This is a genomic window from Planktotalea sp. (genome assembly GCF_018607965.1).
Lineage (GTDB): Bacteria > Pseudomonadota > Alphaproteobacteria > Rhodobacterales > Rhodobacteraceae > Planktotalea.
In genome coordinates this window covers 1-15,090 of sequence record NZ_JABBAM010000174.1, presented here as the reverse complement: position 1 = coordinate 15,090, position 15,090 = coordinate 1, and the positions used below count along the sequence as shown (strand labels likewise).

The window sequence follows — 15,090 nt, the reverse complement described above, 5'->3', positions numbered from 1 at the left end:
TTCGATGACTTTAATGACGGTGCCGCTGTAAAGGCAGAAGTCAGCAATCGTCGGGTTTACGATATAAACAACGTGGACATCACATCAGACATTTTGGCCGCCTATATTGCGACCCCAAGCATAACGACGATCCCAAGTTTAAAGTTTGTGATTGAACCTGGCGTTCTTGATACTAACGGCGAATTGAAGGGCACTGTTGCTGGTGTGGAACCTTCGACTGAAACGGGTAGTTATTATGCTGTTTTATCGGGCGAAAACGCTGCTACAATTACCGGTATCATTGTGGTTACGTCCAGTGACCCGCGCGCGGACTTTGGTACGGTGCGCGAGACCGGTGGTTTCTTTGCGGTACGCCAATAGGTATGGTAAACGCCTACGTCTAATGTCTTTCAGGCTGGATATCCCTAAGAATTCTTTGTTTTCCCACTGGTTTGTTCTGCTACTTGGCAGCGTACTGACTTTTGGTACATTTTCTTCACCGGCACATGCGCAGGCCTCGTCAACCTTGCAATTCTCTCCGTCCGAGTTGCGTCAGCTGGCTGCAAATGCCGTGATTGAGGGGCAACCCGAGCTTGGATATCAGATGACCACTGCGTAGTTGCGCCGTGATCCGAATGACACCGAAGCATTGATCATTCAGGCGCGGGCAGCCCGTGATCTTGGCCGCGCTTCAGAAGCGACGTCATCTGCGCGCAGAGCATGGGGGCAATCAAGCACAGCCTCTGAGCGTTTTGGTGCGTCGATGGTTATGGCGCAGGCCTTGTCCAGCAATGGTGCCAAAACACGCGCGCAGCTTTGGCTGCGCCGTGCCGCGCAAAACGCACCTAGTGAAGAATTCAAACAGATTGCAATTCGTGACTTTCGGTATGTTCAAAAGAGCAACCCATGGGCAACTGAGCTTAGTTTTTCCGCCTCGCCAAGTTCTAATATCAACAATGGAAGTGCGAGAAGCTCCACGCGGCTATTTGATCTGCCTTTTGAATTTCAGCTAAGCGGTGCGGCGCGTGCGCTCTCTGGAATCCAGTATAACGCAGGCATCGCAACACGATACCGCTTGTCAGAAAATGAGCGCTCTCAAAATGATCTTTTGGTGCGTTTGGACCACCGCACCTACACGATGAGCCCCGAAGCCAAAGTGCTTGCGCCCAATGCAAAAGGGGCTGACTTTGCGTTTTCAACAGCATCTTTGTCCTACATCCGGCGCGGCTTTTCTACAGCGGGCCTTGAATTTCCAAATCAATTCGAAATCTCCGGCGGGCGAACATGGTACGCACAGAAACCTTTCATGCAATATGCGCGCTTCAGTTTCACTCAGAACTATGTGTTTGCAACAGGGAACTTCGTTTTTGGCGGTGTTTCGCGTGAGGTTCAAAAATCCATGTCCGCACGTGAAGATGCTGATAGCTGGAACCTAAGCGGTGGCGTGCGCGTGACAACCAACAATCAGGATCGCGTTACATTTAGCGTGAATGCCAAGAAGAGTAACTCTATCGATTCCAATCTCGACTTCCAGCAAATCACTTTGAGTGCGCGCTATGCAGTTGTCCGACCGATTGCCGGCGTTTCAATCGATTTTGGCATGTCAGTTAGTAAAAAAGACCATGAAACGTCGCGCTTCTCCCGGTTTGGGCGTCAGGATAATACTATTTCCTTCGACGCAACGCGTGTCTTCAATCGGATTGAATACTTCGGGTTTTCACCGTCTATCACACTAACAGCCAGTCAAACCGCATCCACTATTGGCCTTTATGAAAGTAGCAGCGTCGGTTTTAGATTCGGTATTCAATCGTCGTTCTGATGCATCAATTATTGCGGTTAAGCCCCCAAAACACTCGACAGCATAATTTCATCCGCTACTCTTTTGCAAAGCAAATCATCGGAGACGTACATGCCCTTAAAATACTTACACACCATGGTACGCGTGAAAGATTTAGAAGCCTCAATGGCTTTTTATCGCCTGTTAGGCCTTGAAGAAACCCGTCGTATGGACAGCGAACAAGGACGATTCACCCTTATTTTTATGGCCCCGCCTGAACAACCTGAGTGCCCTGTGGAACTTACGTATAACTGGGACGGCGATGATGAATTGCCCGCAGATGCACGCCATTTTGGGCATCTTGCGTATGAAGTCGATGATATCTACGCAACATGTCAGCATTTAATGGACAACGGTATAACCATTAACCGCGCGCCGCGAGACGGGCGAATGGCATTTGTACGTTCTCCCGATAATATCTCGATTGAACTGCTGCAGGCAGGCCAAGCGCTGGACCCCGCAGAGCCATGGACAAGCATGAAGAGTGTTGGCCACTGGTGATAGGCGCTGTTTTCAATTGCGAGATTGTTCTAAACTCATCCGTTGTCCGTAACACAGAGAAAGCGCGCCCTTTCGCGCTTTCTCTGACGATGGATCTGGCGTCCAACATTTTCATTTGGGATCTAGCATTTCGGCAAAATGGCTTGGCCTCTACTCAGATATAAAGAAATTTCACTCGCGTTTTTTGAAGATCCGCGCGTACCTCGCTGTTTTTGCCCGCGGTGAACTAGGTGGTAGACAGCAACAAAACACCTTTATTGATTGGGGAGTTCGGGAATTTCGGTGAAGCTTAGTGAATGTTGCCACAACGATTTTGGAAACCCTAAACATGCGATAGCGTGCACGCTTTTGCGTGAAACCAGCAGCATGGTGATCAGCCAAACGCCTAGTATTCGGCGCACTTACAAAGCAATTGGCAAACACGCAAAGAACCCCCAGTGATCAGTCCACCGGTCTTGGATCGGCAATGCTATATGGTGTGCGACTTTTGGCAAGGCAGGGTACGTGTTGGAAACATACACTAGATATTTCTGGAGATGGCAAATCCAACACCGGACTGCACCCAAAGGATATCGATGACGCCGCTTTCGGAGATGTCACAACTAACGCTTTGGTCATTGGTGCCGATCCAATCGATCATGGCGACAGTCGCCAAACTGAAATTAGCGAACTGTCTGCTTATTTTGAAGCTTATGTCATTCATGGCACCAATAGCTTCGTCGAAGTCGCACTAGGATTTGAGGACTACGAACACGCCATGGTGCGAAAATTGATGCGGGAACTGGAAGGCATGGCGCTGAGCCAGCTCAACATAAGCAATCAATAGATATAGCGAATTTGATCGGTCCAATACCGTTCCATCCGCTTCAACGCTCCTGTAATATCGATCAGACCTTCTGGCACTAAAACGCCTTTATCTTGAAGGCCCTCCGCATGGAGCTCAAACAGCTGTGAGACTATGTTGTGTACATCGCGCCCTTTGAACGTCAACTTTACACGAACCGAACAGCGATCAATCTCACACCTTTGATGGTGCATATACCCCATCTCAACCAGTTTTTTGAGATTATAACTAACGTTTGATCCTTGGTAGTACCCACGCGATTTCAATTCGCCTGCCGTAACTTCATTGTCACCGATGTTGAACAAAAGTAGCGCCTGGACAGCATTGATTTCCAACATGTTTACACGTTCAAATTCATCTTTTATCACATCAAGTAACAACCTGTGTAATCGTTCAACAAGCGCAAGCGCTTCTAGATATCCTGTAATAAATCCTTTGTCCGAACCGGTCTTAATGTCCGTCTGGACGACGCTGTGAATGCTCATAGTTTTCTCCGACATACTGCTCGAAGACGACACTGATACAAATTTGAAAATATTCGGTTAAACTTGAAAAACCTCTATTTTTGAAAGGTTTGGGCAATTTCACCCAGTAAATATTGGAATCGCTCAGGTGGAATTGTCTGTCCTGTGACCCAAGAATAAAGGTCTTGATCATTCTCATCGAGCAACGCGTCATAGAGCGCGATCTTGTCTTCGGACATGCGTGGCAATTCCGCATCTGCATAAGCAGACAGAATTATATCCATCTCTTTGATGCCACGACGCATAGAGCGCATGCTCAAACGTTTGATGCGGTGTTCAGGAATTTCGGGGATTTCAGACATCAGCTATCCTTTAGCGCGGTACGTAAGCGTTTTTCCAAACGCGCAAGTTGTTCAGCAGAACGGCTGATCGTCACGCGTAAATCACGCATATCACGCAGGACGGTAGCGATGTTGGCATCAACAGTGGCCTCTTCTGAATTGGGCGCATCCAGACCCTCGCCCTCGCCGTTCATCAACCACATCATCGAAACATTCAAAACGCCTGCCATGATCGACAAATGGTTTGCACGGGGTTCAGACGTATCTTGTTCCCAACTGCGCAGCGTGCTTGCTTTGATGCCAAGGCGGCGCGCCATTTGGGCTTGGGTCATTTGCGCGCTGTCGCGTGCCGCTGCGAGGCGATCCCCGAAGGTCGCTGCATCCGGTCCATACCAATCCTCAGACGCCATATCGTCCGTCGTCATCGGTTTGGCATTCAGGGCATCAATATCATTCATTTCGGTATCTCCGGTTCAGGTTATGTCGAACAAGGGCAGATTTTGGCAGAACGCTTGATTGCGCGCGCCTCTCATCCTAAGAGGAGCATGGCCAATTTACAATTCGGAGCGCCACATGACCTTCCTTTCTGCGACACTCTCACGCGTCAAGCCGTCACCAACGATTGCTGTGACTACGAAAGCGCAAGAACTCAAAGCAGCAGGACGCGATATAATCGGCCTTGGCGCTGGCGAACCTGACTTCGACACGCCCCAGAATATCAAAGACGCAGCAATTGCCGCGATAAACGCTGGCAAGACCAAATATACAGCGCCTGACGGCATTATTGAGCTGAAGCAGGCGATCTGTGCTAAATTGTTGCGCGATAATGAGCTGACGTATGTTCCCAACCAAGTGTCGATCGGAACGGGCGGCAAACAGATCCTGTATAACGCATTGATGGCCACCCTGAACCCTGGTGATGAAGTTGTGATCGCAGCCCCCTATTGGGTCAGCTATCCTGACATGGTTTTGCTGGCAGGCGGTGAACCTGTTGTCGCCACCGCCTCGTCCCAGACAAACTACAAACTGACTGCTGACCAGCTTGAGGCGGCGATCACACCCAAAACGAAATGGTTCATCTTTAATTCGCCCTCAAACCCAACAGGCGCTGGTTATGACCGAGAAGAGTTGAAAGAGCTTACTGATGTTTTGATGCGCCACCCTCATGTTTGGGTGATGACAGACGATATGTATGAACATCTGATGTATGATGACTTTGAATTCTACACACCCGCACAGATTGAGCCCGCGTTGTACGAGCGCACGCTGACTTGCAATGGTGTCTCCAAAGCTTACGCAATGACAGGCTGGCGGATCGGTTATGCGGCAGGTCCTAAGGTTTTGATCGATGCCATGCGCAAAATCCAGTCCCAAAGCACGTCCAACCCGTGTACGATCAGCCAGTGGGCTGCGGTTGAAGCACTGAACGGTCCGCAGGATTTCTTGGCCGAGAACAACAGGACCTTCGTGCGGCGTCGCGACCTTGTGGTTGAGATGTTGAACCAGATTGATGGCATGAACTGCCCTGCGCCAGAGGGCGCATTCTATGTGTATCCCTCTATTGGCGGCTTGATTGGCAAAAAAACTGCCGACGGCGTGGTGATCGAAAACGATGAAATTTTTGCAACACAGCTTTTAGAACACAGTGGCGTTGCAGTTGTCTTCGGAGCGGCCTTCGGACTATCGCCAAACTTCCGCGTAAGCTACGCTACATCTGACGAAGCCTTGAAAGAGGCGTGCACGCGCATCCAGACGTTTTGTTCGGCTCTCGTGTAGACGGTTATAGGCAGAGGACTTTATATCGGGAAATCTTCCAGATTATTACTTTCGGGTGCGCGAAAATGGCGCGCTCGTATTTCGCATCGATACGGAAAACCGTCAGCGTCGCATTGAGATGGATCAGATCGCTGCCGTCAACATCCGTAATGGCGAAATCAAGCCTCAGGGCGACCGCGATCTGAGCGAGCGAGATCTTGAAGAAATTCACCAATGGATGAACGAGCGCACCGCACTTTTGGCAGAGCGTGACATCGATGACATTTACCGCGCTGTAGATTATTTAAACCTGACCACACAATGGACCCAAGCCAAAGCCACTGACGCCCAGCTAGAGGCCGTCACGGACGATCTTTTACTTGCTATGCACGATCTACGTTCAGTCCTGGTGCGCAAAAAGGCCGATCGCCTTATGAAAGACAAATAGAGGTTTCCTACACGCCGGCGGCGGCAATCTTTGGACCAAGTCTGACAAATCGTTCCACCATCAAGACGGCCGCGACCGCCAGACCAATGACCAAACCGCCCCAAATGCCCGCGCCACCAAAGCCAAACGTAAAGCCCAGAAGATAGCTGCATGGCGCACCAATCACCCAGTAACTAAAGACGGCAAACGTCATGGGCACCTTTGTGTCGCGAAGTCCCCGCAGCAATCCAAGCGCCATAACTTGCGCTGCATCGACAAGCTGAAACACACCAGCCATAAACAGCAATACCGCCCCTATCTGTAAAATCTCAGGGCGATTTGGTTCATCGCTATCAAGAAAGACTGATATCAAAGGTTCTGGAAAAAGTACGAAAACAGCAATCGTAGCCATCGCCGTTGCCAAAGACATCGCTATGATAACCCGCGCTCCACGCACCAAATGCTCTGGATCCTTGCGCCCAAGTGCATTGCCTGCACGCACAGTCGCCGCATTGGACAAGCCCAAGTGGATCATGAACGTCGCACTTGCCAACTGCAAAGCCACCCCGTGCGCAGCCAATTGAATAGTGCCGAGCCAACCCATCATTAACGTCGACGCCGCAAACAACCCGACTTCCGCAAGTATCGTGAATCCGATAGGAACACCTAAACGTCCGACCAAGAAAAACGCATCCCAATCTGGCCGCCAAAGTCGTGCGAAAATTTGCTGCTTTGGCAGCACACGCAAAACATAAGCAGCAATGACTAAAAGTGATAAAATTTGCACCGAAAGCGATGCAATTGCAGACCCACGCAGTCCCAGTTCAAGCGCACCCCAGTTGCCGAATATGAGTGCGTAATTGGCAAATATATTCACGACAAAAGCGATCAACGTCACCCACAGAACAACATTTGTGCGCTCCATCGCTGCGAGGTAGGATTTCAGGACCATCACGCCCAGCGCAGGAATAACCCCCCACCCTGCAATTCGCAGATACCCTTGCGCCTCAGCGGCGATCAGATCGGTCTGCCCCAAAGCGCGCAGCACAGGATCGGAAAAATAGAAAAGCGGCATTACTGCAATTGCGAACACGAAAGACATCCAAAGACCCATGCGCGTCGTGCGCCGCATCTGCACGTCATCGCCCTCAGCAAATTGACTTGCGACCAAAGGCATAACAGCCTGCGCAAAGCCTGAGCCAAAAATGAACAACACAAAGAAAAAGGTGCTGGCCAGCGTAACGGCCGCTAATCCCTCAATAGAATACCATCCCATCATGATCGTGTCGGTCATCCCGATCGAAAACTGCGCAAGATGCCCACCAATCAGAGGCAAGCCAAGCGTTGTAATCGCGCGCGCATGTTGGCGGTAAGGCATTGTTTTAGCGGTATCTGGTGTCATACCAAGATCATTGACCCAAGTCCGCAGAGGCAGCAAGCAGAGTTTACCAGTGCCCCTCGACTTTTGACGCGCCTGCCCTCATGACATCCTAAAACTATTAACAGGAGCGCCGCGCGTGCCAGATCAATTCAAATCCCTTATCCCCGATGCCCGCGCTTTTTACGCAGAGCTGAGCGCCGACAATACACGCGATTGGTTTAGCGAAAATAAACAGCGCTACGATGATAAGCTTAAAAAACCAGCTAAAGATCTTCTCGACGTTATCTCGCCTGTGCTCACAGAAATGCTCGACACACCGATCACCACAAAACTGTTTCGGGCCCACCGCGATGTACGTTTCTCAAAAGACAAAACACCCTATTCGCAACACCTGCATATGATGTGGTCCCCCCAAGGCAACGGCACGCAGCCGGTCTACTTTTTCGGGATCGCCGGCGAATACGTGCGTGCAGGTGCTGGCATCATGGATTTCAGCAAAGCTCAGCAAACAGACTGGCGTAAATGGGTGTCTGAACGTGAAGGCGATGCCCTCCAAGCCCGCATTGACACAGCGGCTGCCGCTGGTGCATTTCTGCGCAAACCAGAACTAAAACGCGTCCCAAGCCCGTTTGAAAAAGACCACCCGCGCGCGGACCTGCTACAACGCAAATCCATGACCCTCTGGAAAGATATCGAAGTGGAGGCCAGCAAAGACCTGACATCTGCAATCACTGAGGCCTTCAAACTTTTCGATCCCGTCATGAACGATCTTCGCGCTTTTCTTTAGCATCTTCTCCTTTCCGAAAATATCCCGGGGGAGACTGATCAGCGATCAGACGGGGGCAGCGCCCCCATCCCCAAACTAAAAATACAACCCGTAGTTCCGCTGCGTTGCGCTTGATAGAATCAAAACCATCGTCATGCTCGAAAGATAGCAAATCTTTTGGGAGACGATACGATGAGAAACGCATTAGCGGTCGCCGCGATGGGCCTTATGGTAACACCAGCAATGGCAGAAAACCGCATTGATACGATCCGCCCCGACTCCCCCGCACTGGCGGCCTACGGCGAACACGTCGTTGGCGTGCGCACGTTCGAATTGTCTAATCCCGGCCAGATCGATATCCTAAATACCAAAGCGGACGCGGCACCCACCTATGACCGTCCGTTAACCGTCGAAGTCTGGTATCCAGCGGCAGACGGAGTTGAGGCAGGCGGCACATACGAGGGCGTCAACCTGCGCGCGGCCTCGATCCAAGTCGCGTTAGAGGGCCAAGCCGTTCGCGACGCAGCCCCTGCTGCCTCTGGCAGCTTCCCGCTTATCGTCATTTCTCACGGATACCCCGGCAACCGTCACTTGATGGCACATCTTGGTGAAAATCTTGCATCCAAAGGCTATGTCACAGTCTCTATAGATCACACAGACAGCACATACGCGGATCAAGCCGCATTCGGCTCTACCCTTTTGAATCGTCCTCTTGATCAAGACTTCGTCGTTGAAACCTTCGCAGATTTCGCAGGCACATCGCCTGAGCTAGCCGCAATCATCGACGGCAACACTGTCGGCGTTCTTGGATATTCCATGGGCGGCTACGGCGCGCTGATTTATGGCGGTGCAGGTGTCACACAAGCCTCGACCGAATATCCATGGGGTACGCCAAACGGTCTGCTGACACGCCATCTAGAAGGGTCTGACACACATGCGACCATGCCGAACGAGCGGGTAAAAGCGATCATCGCAATCGCACCTTGGGGCAAGAACACGGGCTTCTGGTCTGCGGACGGCCTCGCGGGCATCGACAAGCCTTTGATGCTGATGGCGGGGTCCGTGGATGACGTCTCCGTCTATTCTGCACTGCGGTCTATCTTCTCAGAAACCACAGGCACCAAGCGTCACCTGCTGACGTTTGAGAACGCAAACCACAACGCAGGCGCGCCGATGCCCTCTCCAAAAGAGGGCTACCAAATGGTCGAAGGCATGGATTTCGCACCGTTTGAGCACTACGCAGACGCGGTTTGGGACAACACCCGCATGAACAACATCGCGCAACACTTCGCGACGGCGTTTATGGACATGCATCTCAAGGGCGATGACAGCAAATCAGCCTACCTTGATCTGGTTCCAAATGCCAAAGACGGTGTGACAGCAATGGGTGATGACGGAAAGCCAACAGCAGAGCACACCTACTGGGAAGGGTTCCCCGCGCGAACTGCGGTTGGCCTGATGTTCGAAACACTGGACGCTGGCAAGTAAGTTGAACAAACAACAGGAGCGCCCCATGACACCGCGTTGGTTTACCATAAACGGCCAAAAATTCTTCGCGCGCACATGGGGCGATCCATCTCTGCCCCCGCTTCTTATGCTGCACGGTTTCCCTGAATATTCAGGCGCTTGGGCAGAACTGGCGAGTGATCTCCAAGACACATTCTACTGCATCGCTCCCGATCAACGCGGCTACGGACAAAGTTACTGCCCGAGCGGAATAGAGAATTACCGCACAGGCGTTCTTGCCGCTGACATGGCAGCACTTATCACCGAACTCGGCGCGCCCTGCGTGGTCATGGGCCACGATTGGGGGGCCTCTGTCGCATACGGCCTTGCCATGTTCTTCCCCGATCTCGTGTCCCGCCTGATCATCGCCAACGGCGTGCATCCCGTTCCTTTCCAACGCGCAATGGCTGCTGGTGGCGCGCAATCAGCCGCTTCGCAATATATCAATGTGCTGCGCGAAGAAGGATCCGAGGACCGCTTTGCCGCCGATGACTTCAACAAACTCATGCAACTCTTCTCCGCCAACATGGACCTCAACTGGCTCACCCCCGACAAGCTAACTGAGTACAAAACCGAATGGTCCCGCAAGGGCCGTTTGCAAGCCATGATCAACTGGTACCGCGCATCCCCATTGGTGGTCGCTGATCCGGACGTGCCTTTAGAGTTGCCACCAATGGACCCTGCCCGCCTCCAGGTCCGCTGCCCACATTTGTTGATCTGGGGGATGGGCGATACAGCACTATTGCTAGAGACGCGAGAAGGCTTGAGGGAGTTTGTTGGGGATCTGACAGTGCACGAGATTGAAAGTGCGGATCATTGGGTGCTGCACCAGCAAGCTGGTGAGGCTGCAAAGGTTGTGCGGGAGTGGACGACGTAACAACCATTACGCGATTTGCCGTATCAAAATAAACTAGTATATCGTGTAACGGGCGTAATGTTGTGCACGTTTGAGGGGAAGTGGAGAGATATTTAATATTCGTTTCTGCAACCACAGGGAACCTTCCAAGTTACACCGAAAGCTGCGATTTAAGAGGAAACAATTATCCCAAAGGCGATCCTAGTTGCATTTGTTCTATTATGACGAAGTCAAATACCATCCACCAACTCAACAATCTTACTAGTTAGGTGGCGTTTACTGCCATTGCGACAACGTTACGACCATTGAGGCACAGGTAAATGCCATATCGTTTCAGCATTTGGATCGTCACTATTGAATCGCGAAACTGAGTTTCATGGTGTCGAGATATGCGGCGGCAAGGGTAACTTCAAAAAAGTGCCCCTAGATACACGTCTAGAAATTTTGACACAGCTTCTTGCTGTCATCGCAGGCGAAGCGGTGTTTCGAGGTTACGTAAAGATTAACCCTGCGAATATTACTCACTCACCCAAGCCGCCTGATGAAATTGCATCATGTATCTTGTCGAACAAGTTGATGCTAAGTTTCAAAGTCTTGGTACTGTCGGAATACTGTTTGGTGACTATGATGAGCCACAAGTGGGCCCATCTGTTGCATAGTTGTCAGAGTTTAGGCTGGGTGGAACTAAATGGAGCAGAAAGCATGAGATTACCAACATTATTGATACAGTTCACTTTGCAAAGTCTCATCATAGCCGCTTAATTCAACTCGCTGACATCTATATGTACTGTCAGCAATTCATGAGTCAGCCGAATACGTCATATGCCCGTCAGAAGATTGCTACGATCATCATAGAAAGCGGTATACTGAAAACAGATATAATAAGGGTTTGGCCATCTGAAGCTAGCTGGTATCGGTAGGTGGTCACAACCGACGTTCATAAGAATAGGCAAGACTGACGCCTTCGCACTGCCGGTCGTATACCCACGACTTGGCTATTTATCTCTAAATGTCAAATGAGGTTATAGTAGAAAAAGTTTTTTGATCTTCTTAGAAGGAAGGTCAAGCTTTTGCACTGATAAGCGCTGATATGTTATGTTTTAGTTCGGATGCTACTGAACGCAACCCGAAGCAAATTTCTAAATCTCATTTCAAAAGCCTCAGTCGGTTAACAGGCGCGCAAGCGCCCTAGCCACAGTCAGCGCCTCCCTTGGGGATGACGCTCGCCTAACCGAAATCACCGATGCCCCCAATCCTCGGGATCATCTGAGTTATTCGGCGACAGCCCGATGATATCCCCATCCGTATTCACACCCAGCCCCAAAACAGTCCGGTTCGCGTAGCAGAAATAGGACGTCACTTGGTTGATCTCCAATATCTCCCCATCATCCAGCCCAGCCGCGCGCAGCGCCGCGACATCCGCTTCAACCATCCCAGCAGGCGCGACCGTCAGCTTGCGCGCGTAGGCCATCCCAGCAACTTGGCGCCCATCCAATGGCGCATCACCGACCTCATCCGCCTCAATAGCGGCGCGCAAAGCAACCGAACGCTCCTCATCCTCCACCAAGCGGCGCATCCCCTGATAATGATGCTCCACGCAATACGAACACCCGTTCAAGGATGACACATAAACCCCGATGCACTCCAGATACCACTTGGGCAGTGTGTTGCCCGTGTGATGCAGGCAGTACTTATACATCGCCATATGCCCCTCCATAGAGTGGGGGCGCAGGGAGTGAGACATCATGATGTTATCGACGTTATTATCCGGCCCCTTCACACGATCATATAGCTTGCGCAGTTTGCCCTTCGCGTCCTCATAACTTACCGTATTGATCCAAGTCATCGCGTGCTCCCTGATTTCGTTTCAAACAACCTGCCGAACACACCCTTCTTTATCAAGCCACCACTTCCCCCGCCTTTCGCACTCTGGCATAACACCCCCCAACACTCGCACTTATAAGAAGAGCAGCAGCGCCATGAACGATCTTCTGTCCGGCCAAGAGCCGTCCGACTACGATGCGTCCTCCATTGAGGTTCTTGAGGGTTTAGAGCCCGTCCGCAAACGTCCCGGCATGTATATTGGCGGCACGGATGAACGCGCGCTGCATCACCTTGTGGCGGAAGTTCTCGACAACTCCATGGACGAAGCGGTGGCAGGACATGCCTCGCGTATCGAGGTTGAGTTGTTGTCAGATTATTCCATGGTCATCCGCGACAACGGCCGTGGCATCCCGATTGACCCCCACCCCAAGTTCCCCGATAAATCCGCGCTTGAGGTGATCTTGTGTACGCTCCACGCGGGTGGCAAGTTTTCGGGCGATGCATATGAGACATCTGGCGGTCTGCACGGCGTTGGCGCGTCCGTGGTGAACGCGCTCAGCGATTCCATGGTCGTGCAGGTCGCGCGCAACAAGGAACTGTTCGAGCAACGCTTCTCACGCGGCATCCCGCTGGGTCCTGTGGAAAAGATCGGCGCGGCTCCAAATCGGCGCGGTACGACCGTGACGTTCCACGCAGACGAACAAATTTTCGGATCACACCGTTTTAAACCTGCGCGCCTGTTCAAGTCGATCCGCTCCAAAGCGTACCTGTTTTCAGGTGTCGAAATCCGTTGGAAATCCGAAATTGACGACGGCGAAACGCCAACCACGGCCACCTTCCACTTTCCCGGCGGCCTGTCAGACTACCTCGTGGAAACGCTTGGAAAATCATCCACATATGCGGACAAACCGTTCGCGGGCGTTGTGGACTTCAAAGAGAAATTCAACACAGCAGGCAAGGTGGAATGGGCCATCAACTGGACGCCCGCGCGCGACGGCTTCATCCAGTCCTATTGTAACACCGTCCCCACGCCCGAGGGCGGCACGCACGAAGCCGGCTTTTGGGCCGCGATCCTCAAGGGCATGCGCGCATACGGCGAACTTGCCAGCAACAAAAAGGCAGCACTGATCACACGCGACGACCTGACCACGGGCGGCTGTGCGCTGGTGTCCTGCTTCATCCGCGAACCTGAATTCGTGGGACAGACCAAGGACCGCTTGGCCACGGTCGAGGCCGCGAAACTGGTCGAGGGCGCGGTGCGCGATCACTTTGACAACTGGCTGGCGTCTGACACCAAATCCGCGGGCGCGATTCTAGACTTCCTCGTGCTGCGCGCCGAAGAACGTCTGCGCCGTCGCGAAGAAAAAGAGACACAGCGCAAATCTGCGACCAAGAAATTGCGCCTACCTGGCAAGCTGGTCGATTGCACATCGAAAACCCGCGAAGGCACAGAGTTGTTCATCGTGGAGGGCGACTCAGCAGGGGGCAGCGCCAAAATGGCGCGCGAACGCAAGAACCAAGCGCTCTTGCCGCTGCGCGGTAAGATTTTGAACGTGTTGGGGGCCGCCTCTGGCAAGATCGGCACGAACCAAGAAATCAGCGACCTGACCCAAGCGCTTGGCGTGGGTCTGGGCACCAAATTCAACGTCGATGATCTGCGCTATGACAAGGTCATCATCATGACCGACGCGGACGTGGACGGCGCGCATATCGCAGCGTTGCTCATGACATTCTTCTTCACGCAAATGCGGCCCATGATTGACACGGGCCACCTCTATCTGGCCTGCCCGCCCCTGTTCCGCCTGACCCAAGGTGCCAAGCGGGTCTATTGCATCGACGAGGCCGAAAAGAACGCGCATCTGGAAAAGGGCATCGGCGGCAAGGGCCGCATCGACGTGTCCCGTTTTAAGGGTCTGGGCGAGATGGACGCGAAGGATTTGAAAGACACGACGATGAATCCTTTGACGCGCAAATTGATCCGCGTGACGATTGACGAGGATGAACCGGGCGAAACAAGTGATCTGGTCGAGCGTTTGATGGGCAAGAAGCCTGAGAAGCGGTTTGAGTACATTCAGGAGAACGCGCAGTTTGTTGAGGAGTTGGATGTTTGAGTGAACAATCCAATACTATCTCAACGTCAATTCGACGAAACATTTTTGATTCTATCCGCATAGCTGAAATTTACTTCGCTGGACAACTAAACGACGTAAAGTTTCTTTTGCGTCTATTTGATTTAGCAAACTTACCGAGTGACGATCCAAGGTTTAAAACTGCTGAAGGAGACATCTGGCAGCATACCGTTAATAATGACGATTTCGAAAGAGATTGGGTATTCACGGACCCCCGCTTTAGCTTAATGACTTGCGCTGATCTGAAATTTTTGGATTTTTTGTGCGAGACGGTTCATCCTGTCGTTCGTTCGGATCAAGAGCAGGTGGGACAGCTTGTTGGATATTACAATGAACAATTAGCACAATGCGGATGGGAGCTTATCCCTGAACGTCGTATTGCTGGGAGGTCCATTTACGTCGCTAATCCCAAAATGCATTTTCACAGCCAATTGAAGCGAGCAGAAGGTGCGGCAGACATACTTTCCAATAACTGGATGC

Annotated in this window: 15 protein-coding genes and 2 pseudogenes; 12 read left to right on the top strand and 5 right to left on the bottom strand. The window is 51.8% G+C overall.

Translation table 11 applies throughout. The annotated features are described in order from the left end of the window. From QZ279_RS15240 to QZ279_RS15225, 4 genes and pseudogenes are all read left to right on the top strand, one after another. Nucleotides 1–360, top strand: a pseudogene (locus QZ279_RS15240) (hypothetical protein); the annotation flags it as partial. Nucleotides 361–598: 238 nt separating this feature from the next. Continuing rightward, on the top strand, nucleotides 599–1,798 hold the full coding sequence (locus QZ279_RS15235; RefSeq protein WP_293452496.1) for a hypothetical protein: 1,200 nt from the start codon (nucleotides 599–601) through the stop codon (nucleotides 1,796–1,798). 90 nt (nucleotides 1,799–1,888) lie between these two features. After that, on the top strand, nucleotides 1,889–2,317 hold the full coding sequence (locus QZ279_RS15230) for a VOC family protein (RefSeq protein WP_293452493.1): 429 nt from the start codon (nucleotides 1,889–1,891) through the stop codon (nucleotides 2,315–2,317). Nucleotides 2,318–2,729: 412 nt separating this feature from the next. Continuing rightward, nucleotides 2,730–3,143 (top strand): DUF1194 domain-containing protein, encoded by a 414-nt coding sequence (locus QZ279_RS15225; protein WP_293452491.1) that lies wholly within the window; start codon nucleotides 2,730–2,732, stop codon nucleotides 3,141–3,143. Here the strand turns inward: QZ279_RS15225 and QZ279_RS15220 are convergent. The 3 genes from QZ279_RS15220 to QZ279_RS15210 all read right to left on the bottom strand — a co-directional run bounded on the left by QZ279_RS15220 (nucleotide 3,137) and on the right by QZ279_RS15210 (nucleotide 4,424). Continuing rightward, nucleotides 3,137–3,646 carry a winged helix DNA-binding protein gene (locus QZ279_RS15220; protein ID WP_293452488.1) on the bottom strand — a complete coding sequence of 170 codons (510 nt, stop codon included), beginning with the start codon at nucleotides 3,644–3,646 and terminating at the stop codon, nucleotides 3,137–3,139. The two genes, QZ279_RS15225 and QZ279_RS15220, sit on opposite strands and share 7 nt — an antisense overlap. Before the next feature lie 74 nt (nucleotides 3,647–3,720). Then, nucleotides 3,721–3,978 carry a succinate dehydrogenase assembly factor 2 gene (locus QZ279_RS15215; RefSeq protein ID WP_293452502.1) on the bottom strand — a complete coding sequence of 86 codons (258 nt, stop codon included), beginning with the start codon at nucleotides 3,976–3,978 and terminating at the stop codon, nucleotides 3,721–3,723. 8 nt (nucleotides 3,979–3,986) lie between these two features. After that, on the bottom strand, nucleotides 3,987–4,424 hold the full coding sequence (locus tag QZ279_RS15210; protein ID WP_293452485.1) for a helix-turn-helix transcriptional regulator: 438 nt from the start codon (nucleotides 4,422–4,424) through the stop codon (nucleotides 3,987–3,989). Nucleotides 4,425–4,539: 115 nt separating this feature from the next. On the opposite strand from QZ279_RS15210, the gene QZ279_RS15205 reads away from it, so the two are divergent. Together QZ279_RS15205 and QZ279_RS15200 are read left to right on the top strand one after the other, a co-directional pair. Further along, on the top strand, nucleotides 4,540–5,742 hold the full coding sequence (locus tag QZ279_RS15205) for a pyridoxal phosphate-dependent aminotransferase (protein ID WP_293452483.1): 1,203 nt from the start codon (nucleotides 4,540–4,542) through the stop codon (nucleotides 5,740–5,742). 22 nt (nucleotides 5,743–5,764) lie between these two features. Beyond that, the gene (locus QZ279_RS15200; protein WP_293452499.1) at nucleotides 5,765–6,169 is read left to right on the top strand and encodes a hypothetical protein; all 405 of its coding nucleotides are present in this window, start codon (nucleotides 5,765–5,767) and stop codon (nucleotides 6,167–6,169) included. Nucleotides 6,170–6,176: 7 nt separating this feature from the next. Here the strand turns inward: QZ279_RS15200 and QZ279_RS15195 are convergent, their stop codons facing one another. Beyond that, a complete protein-coding gene (locus QZ279_RS15195) occupies nucleotides 6,177–7,550 on the bottom strand; it encodes an MATE family efflux transporter (RefSeq protein WP_293452480.1) in 1,374 nt (457 codons plus the stop codon). 115 nt (nucleotides 7,551–7,665) lie between these two features. Here QZ279_RS15195 and QZ279_RS15190 point away from each other — a divergent pair, with 115 nt between their 5' ends. From QZ279_RS15190 to QZ279_RS15850, 4 genes are all read left to right on the top strand, one after another. Next, nucleotides 7,666–8,316, top strand: coding sequence for a DUF2461 domain-containing protein (locus QZ279_RS15190; protein WP_293452477.1), 651 nt, complete (start codon nucleotides 7,666–7,668; stop codon nucleotides 8,314–8,316). Between the two features lie 171 nt (nucleotides 8,317–8,487). After that, nucleotides 8,488–9,783, top strand: coding sequence for an alpha/beta fold hydrolase (locus QZ279_RS15185; RefSeq protein WP_293452475.1), 1,296 nt, complete (start codon nucleotides 8,488–8,490; stop codon nucleotides 9,781–9,783). Nucleotides 9,784–9,808: 25 nt separating this feature from the next. Then, a complete protein-coding gene (locus QZ279_RS15180) occupies nucleotides 9,809–10,678 on the top strand; it encodes an alpha/beta hydrolase (protein ID WP_293452472.1) in 870 nt (289 codons plus the stop codon). 638 nt (nucleotides 10,679–11,316) lie between these two features. Beyond that, a complete protein-coding gene (locus QZ279_RS15850) occupies nucleotides 11,317–11,577 on the top strand; it encodes a DUF3800 domain-containing protein (RefSeq protein WP_366513996.1) in 261 nt (86 codons plus the stop codon). 317 nt (nucleotides 11,578–11,894) lie between these two features. Here the strand turns inward: QZ279_RS15850 and QZ279_RS15175 are convergent, their stop codons facing one another. Then, a complete protein-coding gene (locus QZ279_RS15175) occupies nucleotides 11,895–12,503 on the bottom strand; it encodes a peroxidase-related enzyme (RefSeq protein WP_293452469.1) in 609 nt (202 codons plus the stop codon). Nucleotides 12,504–12,636: 133 nt separating this feature from the next. Between QZ279_RS15175 and parE the strand changes: the two genes are divergently transcribed. Both parE and QZ279_RS15165 read left to right on the top strand, forming a co-directional pair. Beyond that, entirely contained in the window at nucleotides 12,637–14,592 is a 1,956-nt protein-coding gene (gene parE / locus QZ279_RS15170; RefSeq protein ID WP_293452466.1) for a DNA topoisomerase IV subunit B, read from the top strand. Continuing rightward, nucleotides 14,589–15,090 (top strand): annotated as a pseudogene (locus tag QZ279_RS15165) (hypothetical protein); the annotation flags it as partial. The gene parE and the pseudogene QZ279_RS15165, both read left to right, overlap by 4 nt.

What these genes read in the sequence shown, in the direction of transcription:
- QZ279_RS15230 (WP_293452493.1), top strand. Translation starts at nt 1,889, where the DNA reads ATGCCCTTAAAATACTTACACACCATGGTACGCGTGAAAGATTTAGAA.
- QZ279_RS15220 (WP_293452488.1), bottom strand. Translation starts at nt 3,646, where the DNA reads ATGAGCATTCACAGCGTCGTCCAGACGGACATTAAGACCGGTTCGGAC.
- QZ279_RS15210 (WP_293452485.1), bottom strand. Translation starts at nt 4,424, where the DNA reads ATGAATGATATTGATGCCCTGAATGCCAAACCGATGACGACGGACGAT.
- QZ279_RS15205 (WP_293452483.1), top strand. Translation starts at nt 4,540, where the DNA reads ATGACCTTCCTTTCTGCGACACTCTCACGCGTCAAGCCGTCACCAACG.
- QZ279_RS15195 (WP_293452480.1), bottom strand. Translation starts at nt 7,550, where the DNA reads ATGACACCAGATACCGCTAAAACAATGCCTTACCGCCAACATGCGCGC.
- QZ279_RS15185 (WP_293452475.1), top strand. Translation starts at nt 8,488, where the DNA reads ATGAGAAACGCATTAGCGGTCGCCGCGATGGGCCTTATGGTAACACCA.
- QZ279_RS15180 (WP_293452472.1), top strand. Translation starts at nt 9,809, where the DNA reads ATGACACCGCGTTGGTTTACCATAAACGGCCAAAAATTCTTCGCGCGC.
- QZ279_RS15175 (WP_293452469.1), bottom strand. Translation starts at nt 12,503, where the DNA reads ATGACTTGGATCAATACGGTAAGTTATGAGGACGCGAAGGGCAAACTG.
- parE (WP_293452466.1), top strand. Translation starts at nt 12,637, where the DNA reads ATGAACGATCTTCTGTCCGGCCAAGAGCCGTCCGACTACGATGCGTCC.